A 14,566-nucleotide genomic window follows, 5' to 3' on the forward strand; every position below is an offset into this window, starting at 1 on the left:
CGGACAAGGCGTCTCTCATTCCGCAGTCAATACCTGTCATCGACGGAAACGGAAACATCGTCGCCACGTTCACCGCAGACCCGCGAGCCTGATCACTGCCGCCCCGGTACGAGCCACCCGCTGCCCGTACCGGGGCGGAGCCATGTCTTGGGTCTACAACACCCACTGGCCCAGGACTCCCAGAGACACAGCAAGGGGGGCGGAACTTACGCGGCAAGGAAGTCCGCCAACAGCAAGGATGGGGGTCTTGTCTGCCCGTGCCGTGCCGAACTCCGTGCTCGTCTTGAGCTGGTGGCACCCGTGGCACAGCACCTGAACATTGCTGTCTACGTCCTCCCCGCCGAGGGACAGCGGGCGCACATGGTCGACGTCCACCCCGTCCGCGGGGAACGTCCCCATGCACCAGTCGCACCAGGCCGTACCCCGTTCCTGCACCCGTCGCCGGAGCCGAGCCGCAGCGTCATAGCGGGCCGCCCGTCGCCGACCCCGTGAACGGCGGGTGCGGACCGTGGCCCGACCCTCAAACGTCGCGTGGTGCGTCTTGCAGCGGCCCCGATGGGTCGCAGACTCGGTGCAGTCGATACAGCGCATGTGCGCCCCCCTGGTGCTCGTTGTTGTCGAGTGCCCGCCCCCGGACTCGAACCGGGAACCTCGCGATCTTGAATCGCGCGTCTCTGCCACTTGGACTAGGCGGGCTTGGTTGTCCTCGCCGGCGAGGCGGGACCACGGGGACTGCACTGCCCACAACCCCTTTCGGCGCCCCGAGGGACGGTTACGTGTGGGCGGTGCAGTCCCCGCGCGTTGCCTCCCAACCCCTGCGGCCACCCCGGTAACGCGGGGCGCGTGGTGCGCGGGCAACGCTGACGAGAGAGCCGGGCACTCGGACCGCCGGGTGTCCCCCTTGGGGTGGGTGCGCGGTAGTCCCGCTCTCACTCTGCTGTGGGGACCAGCGAATTCCCGCGGCCCTTGCGGACCTGTGGCTGCCCCCTCACTGTGCTGTGGGGACCAGCAGATTCCTGCCGGGGCTTGCCATGACGGAATGACGGTTCTAAGGGTCTTTCTGGTTTTCCTTAAAGAACATAAGAGAAAAACAGAAGCGGGCCCCGAAGCGTCATACCGTCATGGCTGTGCCCGCTGGTGGTCCTCGCTGACAGGCAGGACGGCCTCGCGCGGGGCGCTGTGCGCCTGTCTGCGGGCACAGGAAAGCCCCGGCGGTCCCAAGGGGACTACCGGGGCGAGACAGGGCGGGTGTACTGCATTCTCGGCTCATGAGTCGTGACATGCACCGCCCCTGACCCACACGCCCATTTCGGTGCGGGGTGCGGCAAGCCTATCCGCCACCGGAGGCACGCCGAGAGCCCCGGCGGGCCAGTGGCCAACCGGGGCACCTTCGGGTTCGTGGGGGCGGTTACGCGGCTGTGACGAGTGTCTGCGGGGTCAGGTTGCGGTGCGCCCTTGCCCCCGCTGTGGGGGCGTGGTCGGGGTTGTTCTCGGTGGCAAGTTCGTCCGCCACGGTCACGTTCTCTTCAACGGCGGGGTCGAGATCCCCGGTAATGGTGAACTCGACGCGTCGCAGGTCGAGCGTGCGCCACCCGCCCTTCGTTCCGCGCTTGACCGTGAGGCTTGCCCCTGCCTCCACGAGCATGGTGCGCCGGGCCATGGTGTCGGCGCTGTTCCAGTTGTCGGCGTAGGTGCGGCCGGTGGAGAGGATTTCACGGCGGGGCTCGGTCTTCTCCCGTGCTTCCAGCTCGGCAAGACGTGCGTCAAGGCTGTCTGCGTGACGCTGCCATGCAGCTTGCGCGGTCTTGGACTTCTGGCGTCCCTTCTGCTTCTGGTGTTCCTCGAACTCGGCGAGGGTGGCGTCAATCTCGGGCTGAGGGTCGTAGCCGGGTATCTCGACGGTGCGGGTGATGTGCACCGGGCCGACCAGCCGCAGGAACTCGGCGGTCACGTACTGGTCCACCCATTCCGCCCGCACGGTGGAGGGGACTGCGCAGTTCGCCCCGTACTTGTAGGACGAGCACTGGTAGACGTCGCGGCCCTTGCCCGGCCGTGCCTTGCGCAGGTACATACGGCTGCCGCAGCTGCCGCAGTGGATGACGCGCAGGAGCAGCGCCCCGGAGTCCTTACGCACGGGCGGACGCTCGGCGACGGGCTTGGGGGCCAGCAGCGCGCCGACCTGGTCGAACTCTTCGCGGGTGAGGATCGCGTTTTCTGCCGCCAGGACCGGGGCGCCCTGGTCGTCGCGGACCGGGTTCCCGCGGTGGATCTTCCATCCCATGATCGCGGGGGACGTGAGCATCTTGACGATGGTCTTGTCCCGCCACTGTGCGGGCTTCCGCTTCGGGTGGGTGCTGTCCTCGGGTTTGGCCCCGTTGTGCTTCGTGCGGGCCCGGTAGGCGGCCCAGTGGGCGGACGGAGACAGCACGCCGTCAGCGTTCAGTGCACGGGCGATCGTGAGGGGGGAGTCTCCCTCCGCCAGAGCGGCAATGATCCGCTCTATGGTCTCGATGGCTTCAAGGTCGGGGACGAGTGTCCAGCCCACCCCGCCGTACTCGGCTGGCATGGGGGCGGGAAGGTAGCCGTAGGCGGGCTGTCCGCCGCCCCGCCACCGAAGCGGCATCTTGCGCATGGCCGCCTGTGCACCGGTCACGCGGTCTTTGATGCTCTGTCCCTCGACCTGGGCGGCGAACGCGAACATCATCATCATGAGTTCGCTCATGGGGTCCATGGGGTTGCGGAAGTCGAAGACGAGCCGCCCCGTGCCGCCCAGCCCCTCGGCGAAAATGATCATCTTGCGGTGTGTGCGGGCCCACTTCGCAAGCTCGTGCATGTCTTGCATGGACCGGATGGCGCGGTCGAAGCGCCAGAAGACCAGGGCGTCGAAGTCGGCGGGGCGCTTGAGCCACGCGCCGAGCTGTGGACGCTCGAAGGGGCCGACCTTGGACGCGGACACGTCCAGGTCGACCGCTTCACGCAGTGCGGCGCCCTCGCCGAAGCTGATATCGAGGGCTGCCGCCGCCTGGTCGTCGGACTCACGCTGACGCTCAGGGCTGGTGGTCTCGTCCGTGCGGACCGACAATCGCACGCATCGGACCCCGCGCAGAGTCTCGGCAGCTTGAGCCAGGGTCCCTACAGGGGTGTATGCCTTGTCCATGCCCCTTGTGGGGGCCAGTAAGTTCTCCGCCTGCCTGACCTGCGTTGATACCGCCACGACCTGATCACTCCAGAACACTCAGTCCGGAGCATCGGGAAGGGGCGGGGTGGGGGCGAAAACCGCCTCAGCCCAGCTGGTGCATCCAGCCGTGGGGGTCCGGGGTGGCCCCGGTCTGGAGGTCGAGCAGGGCCTTGCGCAGGCGCATGGTCACCGCACCCGGCTCCCCGTCCCCCTGGGTCCAGTTCGCCCGCGCGGACTTCACGGACCCCACAGGAGTGATCACCGCGGCCGTACCGCAGGCGAACACCTCGGTCAGAACCCCCGCCTCGTTGTCCCGCTTCCAGTCCTCCGTGGAGATCCGCCCCTCCTCCGCGCTGTACCCGAGATCGCGGGCGATCTTCAGCAGCGAGTCCCGGGTGATCCCCGGCAGCAGCGACCCGGTCAGCGAGGGGGTGACGATGCGGTCCCCGTACACGAAGTACAGGTTCATCCCGCCCATCTCCTCGATCCAGCGGTGCTCGACCGCGTCGAGCCAGACGACCTGGTCGCAGCCGTGCTGGGCGGCCTCGGCCTGGGCGACCAGGGACGCGGCGTAGTTGCCGCCGGTCTTGGCCGCACCCGTACCGCCCTTGACCGCGCGCACGTACTCCTCGGAGAGCCAGACCGAGACGGGCTTGACGCCGCCCGGGAAGTAGGCCCCGGCCGGGGAGGCGATCACGATGAAGAGGTACTCGTTGGCCGGGCGCACGCCCAGTCCGACCTCACTGGCGATCATGAAGGGCCGCAGGTAGAGGGATGCCTCGCCGGAGGACGGGACCCAGGCCCGGTCCTGCTGGATCAGCGCGTCGCAGGCGGCGATGAAGAGCTCGTCCGGCAGCTCGGGCATGGCCATGCGGCGGGCCGAGGCCCGGAAGCGCTCGGCGTTGGCCTCGGGCCGGAAGGTGGCCACCGTGCCGTCGGGCTGCCGGTACGCCTTGAGCCCCTCGAAGATCGTCTGCGCGTAGTGCAGGGTCATGTTCGCCGGGTCCATCGACAGCGGCGCGTACGGGACGAGCTCGGCGTCGTGCCACCCGCGGCCCTCGGTCCACTTGACCGTCACCATGTGGTCGGTGAAGTGGCGGCCGAAGCCGGGGCTTTCCAGGATCGCGTCACGCTCCGCGTCCGACAGCGGATGGGCGGAGGGCTTGAGCTCGATCGTGGGCGTCGTCATGGTTGCGTGTCCTTCACCGGTTGTGTGTGTCGGACCGCGCTCACGCCGTCTTCGCTGCTGCTAGGACGTCCGAGCTTTTCCGCATGCCGCGGTCCCACGTTCGATTATCGCTCGTGCGGGACCGTGGCAGAAACGGTGTGATTGCGGCCCAGGGATTGATGGTGGCACCCCGGGGCCGTACAGGAAAAGCCGCCGGGTGCTGGTGCGACCCGGCGGCTTTCGTGAGGAAGAGCGCTCGGGTCAGCCCGATACGCGTACGGCGAGCGCGTCGCCGATCTCGTCGGTGGTACGGGCGGAGCCGTCCCGTTCGGCCAGATCGGCCTGGACGGCGTCCTCGATCCGGGCCGCCTCGGCGTCGTGGCCGAGGTGGCGCAGGAGCAGGGCGACGGAGAGGACCGTGGCCGTCGGGTCGGCCTTGCCCTGGCCCGCGATGTCGGGTGCGGAGCCGTGCACCGGCTCGAACATCGAGGGGAACGCGCCGGTCGGGTTGATGTTGCCGGACGCGGCCAGGCCGATGCCACCGGTCACGGCGGCGGCGAGGTCGGTGAGGATGTCGCCGAAGAGGTTGTCGGTGACGATCACGTCGAAGCGCTCGGGCTGGGTGACGAAGAAGATCGTCGCCGCGTCGACGTGCAGGTAGTCGGTGGTGACGTCCGGGTACTCCTTCGCCACCGTGTCGAAGATGTTCTTCCACAGGTGGCCGGCGAAGACGAGGACGTTGTTCTTGTGGACCAGCGTCAGCTTCTTGCGCGGGCGGGCCTGGGCCCGGGCGAACGCGTCGCGCACCACGCGCTCCACGCCGTACGCCGTGTTGACGCTGACCTCGGTGGCGACCTCGGCCGGGGTGCCGGTGCGCAGCGAGCCGCCGTTGCCCGTGTAGGGGCCCTCGGTGCCCTCGCGGACCACCACGAAGTCGATGTCGGGGCGGCCGGCCAGCGGGGTCGCGGTGTTCGGGAAGAGCTTCGAGGGGCGCAGGTTGATGAAGTGGTCGAAGGCGAACCGCAGCTTCAGCAGCAGCCCGCGCTCCAGCACGCCGGACGGCACGCTCGGGTCGCCGATGGCGCCGAGCAGGATCGCGTCGTGCGCCTTGAGCGCTTCGAGCTCCGCGTCCGGCAGGGTCTCGCCGGTGCGGTGCCAGCGCCGGGCGCCGAGGTCGTACTCCTTGGTCTCCAGCTTCACGTCCGCTGGAAGGACGGCGCGCAGGACCTTGAGGCCCTGGGCCACCACTTCCTGGCCGATGCCGTCACCGGGGATCACTGCGAGATCGATGCTGCGAGACATGGAAGCACCGTACTCCCCGTCCCATGCATTGACATGTGGAGTCCATCATGCGGACACTGCCGGGCCCCCCGGGCGGGGGACCCTGGGCGCGCGCCGCTCCCCCGTACACCGCGCGGACCGCCGCCGAATGGCTGGCGGGGGTGATGTGCGGGGAGGTTCCGGGGAGTTGCATGGGGAGTTGTACGTGCCCCGTTCATCTACTGGTGAGATTCACGTCGTCTGAGGAGAGGACGTTTCCGGCCATGGACATCCCCCGTTTCGGAATTCCCGAGCAGCTCGCCGGCCGCATGAGCATGGCCGAGCAGCACGAGTACCTGCGCACGCGGCTGACGCGGCGCGGGGTACTGCGCACTTCCGTGGCGACCGCCGCGATCGCCGGTGCCGGGGTGGGCACCGGACTCGCCGCGTCGCCCGCGTACGCCGCGCCCACCGTGCTCACCTCGCGGGGCTCCGCCACCGAGGTGGACGGTTCGCTGGTCGCCCCGTTCGGCCGGCACCTGGCCTACGGCGCCGACCCCCGGACCCAGATGGCGGTCTCCTGGCAGGTCCCGTTCGCGGTGCGCAGGCCGTACATCCGCGTCGGCCTCAAGCCGTGGGCGCTCAGCCACCGCATCGGCGCGGAGGTGCGCCACCTCACCACGCCGGTGCTCAACGGCGGCAAGATCGCGGCGGCCGAGCAGTACTACGTGCACGCCGGCCTGGAGCGGCTGCGCCCGGGCACCACGTACTACTACGGCGTCGGCCACGACGGCTTCGACCCGGCGGACCCGCGCAACCTGGGCACGCTCGGCACCTTCACCACCGCGCCCGAGCGTGCCGAATCGTTCACCTTCACCGCCTTCGGCGACCAGGGCGTCAGCTACCACGCGCTCGGCAACGACCAGCTGATCCTCGGTCAGAACCCGGCGTTCCACCTGCACGCGGGCGACATCTGCTACGCCGACCCGTCCGGCTCGGGCACCACCGGCGACACCTATGACGCGCGCACCTGGGACCAGTTCCTGGCCCAGACCGAGTCGGTCGCCAAGACCGTGCCGTGGATGGTCACCACCGGCAACCACGACATGGAAGCCTGGTACTCGCCCAACGGCTACGGCGGCCAGAACGCCCGCTGGTCGCTGCCGGACAACGGTCCGGACCCGGTGAACCAGCCCGGCGTCTACTCGTTCCGGCACGGCAACGTCGGCGTGGTGGCGCTGGACGCCAACGACATCTCGTACGAGATCCCCGCCAACTTCGGGATCAGCGGCGGCAAGCAGACCCAGTGGCTGGACAAGCGCCTGGGCGAGCTGCGCGCCGACCGGCACATCGACTTCATCGTGGTCTTCTTCCACCACTGCGCCTTCTCCACCACCAACGCGCACGCCTCCGACGGCGGAGTGCGCGACGTCTGGGTGCCGCTCTTCGAGAAGCACCAGGTCGACCTGGTCGTCAACGGGCACAACCACGTCTACGAGCGCACCGACGCGATCCACCAGAACGCGGTGGGGCGCAAGGTGCCGATCGGCGCGAGCACCGACCCGACGCGGGACGGCATCGTCTATGTGACGGCGGGCGGCGCGGGCCGCGGGCTCTACGACTTCCCGGCGCCCGACAGCTACGAGGGCCACGTCAAGGACCAGGAGAGCGTCGCCAGCTACCACTGGGTCAAGGGCCGCGGCAAGGAGACCGAGACGGTGGAGTGGTCCCGGGTGCGGTTCACCGGCTTCTCGTTCCTCGCGGTCGAGGTCGAGGCCGGGCGCCGTCCCCTGATGAAGGTCTCGGCGCTGGCCGAGACCGGCGAGCGGATCGACCACTTCGAGATCCGGCGCGGCAAGTAGCGCCCGGCCGTCCGAACAGCGGGGGCCCGTCCACGGACGGGCCCCCGTGGCGTGGGGCCCCGGCGGCCGGAACCGCCGGGCAGACGCGAGTGCGGCGCCGGGCCCTAGCGGCCGTGGCCGGTCACGCCGCCGTTGTCGCGGCGGTCGAGCGCGCGCTGGAGGGCGGCGGCGGCGTTCTTGCGGTCGGCGTCGCTGATGCGGGAGGAGTGGCGGACGCGGCGGACGGTCGTCGTCTCGGACATGGGGGATCGACTCCTTGAGATCACGGGGATGTCAGGGCGCCGGAAGGGGCGGGGAGCGCCGCCACAGGGGTTGCCTGCCAGGGGGCCATGCGCTCTCGACCGCCATTCGCTGGATCTAGCGAGACGTTCGGCTCCTACCAAGCTAAGCGAGGACCGTGCTTCTGTCTCCACAATTACTCGGACTTCCTACTATCTGAGACGGCCCGTCACCGGCACCGCCACCCATCAGGCATCGCCACCCATCAAGCATCGCCAGCTAGTTTGCATTCCTACCTAGCTGGTGCTGGAATACACCCATGGCCGCAGACCGCAGATCCAGCTGGCTCAAGGGCGTCCTCGACCTCCTTGTCCTCACCTGCCTCACCGGAGGCGAGAGCTACGGGTACGAGATCTCCAAGACCCTCGCCTCGGCCGGGCTGGGAGAGATCAAGGGCGGCACCCTCTACCCCGTGCTCAACCGGCTCGAAGAGGCCGGGCTGGCCGTCGGGGAGTTCCGCGCCGCCGAGCGCGGGCCGGGGCGCCGCTACTACCGGCTGACCGACGAGGGCCGCCGGGCGCTGACCGAACAGGGCGCGTCCTGGCTGGAGTTCCACACCGCCGTGCAGACCATGCTGACCAGCGACACACCAGGGGGACGACCGTCATGAGCGGACAGCAGGAGTACTTCGAGGCGCTCGCCGCCGCACTGCGCTCCGGCGGGATGCCCCGCCCCGAGGTGAGCGCCACCGTCGCCGAGCTGAGCGGGTACCTGGCCGACTCCGGGGGCACCGACCCGTACGAGGAGTTCGGCGCGCCCGAGGTCTTCGCGGCCCGGCTCACCGGCGGGCGGACGGACCGGGAACCGGCCGCCGAGGCGGAGACCTGGAAGTGGACCGCCGACATCTACACCGACCGCAAGCACCTCAACCACTACGGCGACCAGGGCTGGGAGGTGGAGGGGCTGGACCGGCTCGGCCGGTTCGTGTGCCGCCGGGACCCGGCGGCGGCGATGCGCTGGGAGTACCGGCGCGAGAGCGCCGACACCGCGGCCGGGCGCGAGGCGGTGACGGCAGGGCTCGCGCCGGACGGCTGGGAGCCGTGCGGGCAGTGGATGTTCTTCATGTACTTCAAGCGCCCGAAGGCGGCCAGCGCCGGACCCGCCGCCGGACTCGACGAGCTGGTGGCGCCGCCCGCCAAGCAGCTCTTCCTCAGCGGCCGTTACCGGGGCAGCCTCAAGAAGATGACCGCCTCCGGCGTCGCCTCGGGCACGGCGACCGCCCTCGCGATCCACTTCGCGGGCGACGAGGTCGCCTACTGGGCCCTGGCCGGTGCGGCGGTGGCCGTTCCGGCGGCGGTGGTGCTGGCCTGGAAGCGGGTCAAGCGCGAGGTCGCCACCGGCGTCGAGGACCCCGGACCGGTCCCCGGCACGGCCGCGTGAGGCGGCCCGAATCCCCCGCACACCCGCGTGAACAGGCAGGATCCGCCCGTTGCCCGAGTGTTCACATTTCCCTCCCCGCAGAGGTCTAGCTCCAGACCATTGACCGGCCGCACCCTTGCGCTCGGCGTGCCACCGGGGCGCGCCGGGGACCGGAGGGGCGGGCGGATGACTCCCATCAGCCGCAGGGGATTCGTGACACTCGGCGCGGGCGTGGCCGCCGGAGCCGTACTGCCGGGCACGGCCGCCGCGGCCGGGTCGGCGCCCGGTACGGCCCTCGGGAGCGGGGCCGCCGCCGCGGCCACCGGCACGGTCAAGGACGTGCGGCACGTGGTGGTCCTGATGCAGGAGAACCGCAGCTTCGACCACTACTTCGGCCGTCTCAAGGGCGTACGGGGCTTCGCCGACCGCAGCGGGATCGCGCTGCCGGGCGGCCGGTCCGTCTTCGACCAGCCCAGCGGCCTCGGCCGCCAGTACCCGTGGAAGCTCAGCGCCACCCCGGCCGCGGGCGGCGCCGACGGCAGGACCCTCGCCCAGTGCACCGGCGACCTGCCGCACAGCTGGACCTCCCAGCACTCCGCCTGGAACAAGGGCCGGATGGACAACTGGGTGGCCGGGGTCGGCAACGTCCGCTCGCTCGGCTACCTGGACCGCGAGGACATCCCGTTCCACTACGCGCTCGCCGACAACTACACCATCTGCGACGCGTACTTCAGCTCCACCCTCAGCGCCACCGGCCCCAACCGCACCTTCCTGTGGAGCGGCAAGGTCGACGCCACCAGCAAGGACGGCGGCGACGAGTCGGGGCTGACCTGGGAGTCCTACGCGGAGGCCCTCCAGCGGGCCGGGGTCAGCTGGAAGGTCTACCAGAACGCCAACGACAACTACGGCGACAACGGCCTGGCCTACTTCAAGAAGTTCACCGACGCCCCCGCGGGCGACCCGCTGCACGACCGGGGCATGGCGTCCGTCCCGGCCGTGACCGGCTCCACGCCCGACGACATCGCCGCCGCGATCAAGGCGGACGCGCTGGCGGGCAGGCTGCCCCAGGTCTCCTGGGTCGTCGCCAACCAGGCGTTCTCCGAGCACCCCTACGCGCCGCCCGGCGACGGCGCGCACTTCGTCGACCTGGTCTACCGGGCGCTGGCCGCCAGCCCCGAGGTCTTCGACTCGACCGTGCTGTTCCTCAACTACGACGAGAACGACGGCTTCTTCGACCACGTGCCGCCGCCGTCACCGCCCGCGAACACGCCCGGTGAGTTCCTCACCGGCGTCCCGGTCGGGCTGGGCTTCCGGGTGCCGATGCTGGTCATGTCGCCCTGGACGCGGGGCGGCTGGGTCTCCTCGGAGGTCTTCGACCACACCTCGGTGCTGCGCTTCCTGGAGACCTGGACGGCCGCCCTCGGCACCCCCGCCGCCTGCCCCAACATCAGCGCCTGGCGCCGCCGGGTGACCGGCGACCTGACCGGCGTCTTCGACTTCGCCAACCCGGTGTACGGGGTGCCGGGCGGGCTGCCCGCCACCAAGGCGCTCGGGGTGAACTGCGGCCCGCTGCCCAACCCGGCGCCGCAGACCAACGCGCTGCCCGCGCAGGAGTCCGGCACCCGCCCGGCCCGCGCCCTGCCCTACCAGCCCAACGGCAACCTCGACCGCTTCGAGTTCGGCGCGGCGGGACAGGTCCTGGCCTGGTTCGGCATGGCCAACAAGGGCGCCCCGGCGTCCGCCGCCGCCCACTTCTCGATCCACCCCAACGCCTACCGCGACACCACTCCGTACCAGTACACGGTCGACGCGGGCGCCGCCGCCACCGACTCCTTCAACATCGGCACCGCCTTCGGCGACGGCAAGTACGACTTCACCATGGTCGGCCCCAACCGCTTCCTGCGCCGCTTCACCGGCGACGCCACCAAGGCGGGCAAGGCCGTCGAGGTGGCGGCCCGCTACGGGGTGGAGAGCGGCACCGGCAAGACGGCGATCTGGCTGAAGATGACCAACACCTCGGCCTCCCCCGTCACCTTCACCGTCAAGGCCGGCAACTACCGCACCGACGGCCCCTGGACGTACCAGGTGGCGGCGGGCGGCTCCACCGAGGACTTCTTCAACGCCGTGGCGTACTCGAACGGCTGGTACGACCTGACGGTGACGGCCGACTCCGACGCCACCTGGTCGCGCCGCTACACCGGCCACATCGAGACCGGCGCGCCCTCGGTCAGCGGCTGACGGAGAGGTCCTGGAGGCCCACCACCCGCAGCAGCTCCAGGCGCTGGTGGGCCTCGGTGCCGGGGCGGGCCGAGTGCACCACCAGGAACTGGCCCTCCTCGGAGCTGAGCAGGATCTCGCAGTCCAGGTCGAGACGGCCGACCACCGGGTGCAGGAACCGCTTGCGCTTGGCGTGCCGCGTCTCCACCTCGTGCTCCAGCCACAGCGCCGCGAACTCCTCGCTCGCCTCGCGCAGTTCGGCCACCAGCGCGGCCGGACCCGGGTCGTCCGGGCGGGCCGCGAGGACCGCGCGCAGCTGCGCCACATGGCTGCGGGAGTGCTCCGCCTGGTCCTCGGGCGGGAACAGGGCGCGCAGCGCGGGCTCGGTGAAGTAGCCGCGGATGATGTTGCGGCCGGGCCCTGCCTCGCCGACCAGCGCCGCGGCCATCGCGTTCTGCGCGAGCACCTCGCCCCAGTCGCTCATCACCTGCGCGGGCGCGTCGTGCAGCCGGTCCAGGATCAGCATCAGCCCGGGGCGCACATGGACCGAGCCGTGCCGCTCGCGCGGGGGCTCCTCGCCCGCCAGGTGGAAGAGGTGGTCGCGCCCGTCCCGGCTCAGCCGCAGCGCCCGCGCCAGCGCGGTCAGCATCTGCCGGGACGGGCGCGAGCCGCGGGCCTGCTCCAGCCGGGTGTAGTAGTCCGCCGACATCCCGGTGAGCTGGGCGACCTCTTCCCTGCGCAGCCCGGTGGTGCGCCGCCGGGGCCCCGAGGCCAGGCCCACGTCCGAAGGTGCCAGCCGGGCCCGGCAGTGCCGCAGGAAGTCCGCGAGTTCGTCTCTGTCCACGTCCCTCAGCATGACGCCGGGATTCCGCCGTATCCAGGGAGTGCCGCTCCCTGGATGAGGACGTCCCTCCCGCCCCGTCCAACCCCGCGCCACGCTGGGCGCAGACGACGAGAGAGGAGCGCGCGATGCGGATTCTGGTGACCGGGGCGACGGGCGCGGTCGGCCGGCGGCTGGTGCCGAGGCTGGTGCAGCGGACCGATGTGGTGCGGGTGCTGGTCCGGGACGAGGCGCGCGGCGCGGCGCTCGGCTCCCACGAGGTCGCCGTCGGCGACGTGCGCGACGAGGAGGCCGTGCGCAAGGCGCTGGCCGGGGTGGACGCGGTGCTCAACCTCGCGGTCGCCTTCCGGGAGGTGTCGGACGAGGAGAACCGGGCGGTCAACCGGGACGCGGCGATCGCGCTCGGCCGGGCCGCGCTGGAGGCGGGGGCGGGCCGGTTCGTGCAGGTGTCGTCGAACCTGGCGTACGGACTGGGGCGCGGGCGCCCGCTCACCGAGGACGACGCGCCGCTGCCCGGCGGTCCGCTGTGGGGCGCCTACGCGCAGTCCAAGGCGGAGGCCGAGCAGGCCCTGTTCGCGCTCCACCGCGAGCACGGCCTGGACGTGCGCGTCGGCGCCCTCGCCTACTGCTACGGCGAGGGCGACCCGCATCTGGCCCAGTCGGTGCGCTGGGCCCGGCAGTGGGCCGGGCACCAGCGGCTGCCGATGGTCCACCACGCGGACGTGGCGCAGGGCCTGATGCGGCTGCTGTACGCGCCGGGGGTGGCGGGCCGCAAGTACAACATCGCGGACGACTGCCCGGTCACCGCGGTCGAGCTGCTCCAGCTCAACGGGGTGGAGGTGCCGCGGGAGCTGGCGCGGCGCACCGACCCGGACCCGTTCCACACGGTCATGTCGACGCTGCGGATCCGCGACGAGCTGGGCTTCCGCCCGCTGTACCCGTCGGTGTGGACGGCCCGGGACGCGGGCGTGCTGTAGGGATCCGGCCCGGCCGCGGGGTGCGGCACGCGCGCCGCTACAGCACGTCGCCGTCGCGCCAGTCGAAGACCAGTGGCCGGGCCGGGTCGGGCAGCGGGCGGCCCGCGGCGGGGCGGACGTAGGTGGTGCCCTCCTCCTCGGCGAGGCGCACCACCCCGTCCGGGCCGAGCGCCTCGATCCGGCCGGGCCACACCTGCCAGCCGCGCGAGCGGTAGAGCGCCGCGCCCTCGGCGGAGGCGGAGAGCGCGCCGAACTCGTACGCCTCGTCGATCACGTGCTCCAGCGCGGCCATGACCCGGGAGCCGAGCCCCTGGCGGCGCCGGTCGGCGCGGACGGCGACGGCCTCGACGTAGCCGATCCGGTAGGACCGGCCGCCGTGCAGCACCCGGCGCATGATGACGCTGCCGTGGGCGGCCAGCCCGTCCTCGTCGTCGAGGAAGGAGTGGACCCCGCCGAGGGCGTGGTCCCAGTCCTCGTCGCTGAAGTCCCCCTCGAAGGCGGCGTCGAGCAGGGCGCGGATCCTCGGCAGCCCGTCCGGACCCAGTTGCGAGGTGTGCGCGGTGTGCTGAGACTCAGTCATGTGCCCACTGTGGCAGGCCGCTTCGCGTTCTTCCGCGCCGGGCGGGGCCGCGTCAGACTCGGTGCCATGCCGACTTCGACCCCACAGCGGTGGACGCCCACCCACGGCGAGCCCTACCGCCCCGTCCCGTACCGCCCCGAGCGGATGCCCGCGGCCGAATCCCTGGCGCGCGCGGCCCGGCTGCGCGCCACCATGGACCGGCGCCGCACCGTACGGCAGTTCTCCCCGGACCCGATTCCCGAGCAGGTGGTGCGGGACGCGATCGCGTGTGCCGCGACCGCGCCCTCGGGCGCCCACCAGCAGCCCTGGACCTTCGTGCTGGTGCGCGACCCCGAGGTGCGCCGGCGGATCCGGGAGGCCGCCGAGCACGAGGAGGAGGTCTCCTACGACGGCCGGCTCGGCGAGGAGTGGCTGGCGGCGCTGCGCCCGCTGGGCACCGACGCCGTCAAGGCGCACCTGACCGACGCCCCGGCCCTGATCGTCGTCTTCCAGCAGCGGTACTGGCTGGCCGAGGACGGCACCAAGCACAAGCACTACTACGTGGACGAGTCCGTCGGGATCGCGGTGGGGCTGCTGCTGAGCGCGCTGCACCAGTGCGGTCTGGCGGCGCTGGTGCACACGCCGAGCCCGATGCGGTTCCTCTCCCAGGTGCTGGAGCGGCCGGTGAACGAGAAGGCGTTCGCGGTGATACCGGTGGGCTATCCGGCCGGGGACTGCGAGGTCCCCGATCTCGTGCGCAAGTCGCTCGACCAGGTCCTGGTGGAGTACTGAGCGCCCGCGGCGGCGCCTGACCCGCGAGCCGCGGGCCGTGCCGCAAGGGAACCGCCCCCGTCCTCGGTTGGGGG

The 14,566-nt window shown here is 71.4% G+C and carries 13 protein-coding genes and 1 tRNA gene; 6 read left to right on the forward strand and 8 right to left on the reverse strand.

Annotated elements, in window-relative coordinates; genetic code table 11:
* Positions 1 to 153: 153 nt before the first annotated feature.
* From AB5J87_RS10590 to AB5J87_RS10610, 5 genes are all read right to left on the reverse strand, one after another.
* The gene (locus tag AB5J87_RS10590) at positions 154 to 591 is read right to left on the reverse strand and encodes an HNH endonuclease (protein ID WP_369376123.1); all 438 of its coding nucleotides are present in this window, start codon (positions 589 to 591) and stop codon (positions 154 to 156) included.
* 31 nt (positions 592 to 622) lie between these two features.
* Positions 623 to 696: transfer RNA gene (locus AB5J87_RS10595), tRNA-Leu, on the reverse strand.
* A 712-nt stretch (positions 697 to 1,408) separates the two neighbouring features.
* Entirely contained in the window at positions 1,409 to 3,157 is a 1,749-nt protein-coding gene (locus tag AB5J87_RS10600) for a recombinase family protein (RefSeq protein WP_369376124.1), read from the reverse strand.
* A gap of 124 nt (positions 3,158 to 3,281) precedes the next feature.
* A complete protein-coding gene (locus tag AB5J87_RS10605; RefSeq protein ID WP_369376126.1) occupies positions 3,282 to 4,367 on the reverse strand; it encodes a branched-chain amino acid aminotransferase in 1,086 nt (361 codons plus the stop codon).
* A gap of 240 nt (positions 4,368 to 4,607) precedes the next feature.
* The gene (locus tag AB5J87_RS10610) at positions 4,608 to 5,648 is read right to left on the reverse strand and encodes a 3-isopropylmalate dehydrogenase (protein ID WP_369376127.1); all 1,041 of its coding nucleotides are present in this window, start codon (positions 5,646 to 5,648) and stop codon (positions 4,608 to 4,610) included.
* Positions 5,649 to 5,890: 242 nt separating this feature from the next.
* On the opposite strand from AB5J87_RS10610, the gene AB5J87_RS10615 reads away from it, so the two are divergent.
* Positions 5,891 to 7,468, forward strand: coding sequence for a purple acid phosphatase family protein (locus AB5J87_RS10615; protein WP_369376128.1), 1,578 nt, complete (start codon positions 5,891 to 5,893; stop codon positions 7,466 to 7,468).
* Positions 7,469 to 7,572: 104 nt separating this feature from the next.
* Here AB5J87_RS10615 and AB5J87_RS10620 read toward each other — a convergent pair whose 3' ends face one another.
* Positions 7,573 to 7,710: a hypothetical protein gene (locus tag AB5J87_RS10620; protein ID WP_369376129.1), complete on the reverse strand. Its 138-nt coding sequence runs from the start codon at positions 7,708 to 7,710 to the stop codon at positions 7,573 to 7,575.
* Positions 7,711 to 8,006: 296 nt separating this feature from the next.
* Between AB5J87_RS10620 and AB5J87_RS10625 the strand changes: the two genes are divergently transcribed.
* From AB5J87_RS10625 to AB5J87_RS10635, 3 genes are all read left to right on the forward strand, one after another.
* Positions 8,007 to 8,357 (forward strand): PadR family transcriptional regulator, encoded by a 351-nt coding sequence (locus AB5J87_RS10625; RefSeq protein ID WP_369376130.1) that lies wholly within the window; start codon positions 8,007 to 8,009, stop codon positions 8,355 to 8,357.
* Positions 8,354 to 9,127 (forward strand): hypothetical protein, encoded by a 774-nt coding sequence (locus AB5J87_RS10630; protein WP_369376131.1) that lies wholly within the window; start codon positions 8,354 to 8,356, stop codon positions 9,125 to 9,127. Before AB5J87_RS10625 ends, AB5J87_RS10630 begins: the two co-directional genes overlap by 4 nt.
* A gap of 165 nt (positions 9,128 to 9,292) precedes the next feature.
* Complete coding sequence (locus AB5J87_RS10635) at positions 9,293 to 11,344, forward strand: phosphocholine-specific phospholipase C (RefSeq protein ID WP_369376132.1); 2,052 nt, start codon at positions 9,293 to 9,295, stop codon at positions 11,342 to 11,344.
* Here the strand turns inward: AB5J87_RS10635 and AB5J87_RS10640 are convergent.
* Positions 11,334 to 12,167, reverse strand: coding sequence for a helix-turn-helix transcriptional regulator (locus AB5J87_RS10640; protein ID WP_369376133.1), 834 nt, complete (start codon positions 12,165 to 12,167; stop codon positions 11,334 to 11,336). The two genes, AB5J87_RS10635 and AB5J87_RS10640, sit on opposite strands and share 11 nt — an antisense overlap.
* Positions 12,168 to 12,292: 125 nt before the next feature.
* On the opposite strand from AB5J87_RS10640, the gene AB5J87_RS10645 reads away from it, so the two are divergent.
* A complete protein-coding gene (locus AB5J87_RS10645; protein ID WP_369376135.1) occupies positions 12,293 to 13,141 on the forward strand; it encodes an NAD-dependent epimerase/dehydratase family protein in 849 nt (282 codons plus the stop codon).
* Positions 13,142 to 13,178: 37 nt separating this feature from the next.
* Here the strand turns inward: AB5J87_RS10645 and AB5J87_RS10650 are convergent, their stop codons facing one another.
* On the reverse strand, positions 13,179 to 13,721 hold the full coding sequence (locus tag AB5J87_RS10650; protein ID WP_369376136.1) for a GNAT family N-acetyltransferase: 543 nt from the start codon (positions 13,719 to 13,721) through the stop codon (positions 13,179 to 13,181).
* 66 nt (positions 13,722 to 13,787) lie between these two features.
* On the opposite strand from AB5J87_RS10650, the gene AB5J87_RS10655 reads away from it, so the two are divergent.
* Positions 13,788 to 14,492: a nitroreductase family protein gene (locus tag AB5J87_RS10655; protein ID WP_369376138.1), complete on the forward strand. Its 705-nt coding sequence runs from the start codon at positions 13,788 to 13,790 to the stop codon at positions 14,490 to 14,492.
* Positions 14,493 to 14,566 lie beyond the last annotated feature (74 nt).

It is taken from the genome of Streptomyces sp. cg36 (assembly GCF_041080675.1).
Taxonomy (GTDB): Bacteria; Actinomycetota; Actinomycetes; order Streptomycetales; family Streptomycetaceae; genus Streptomyces.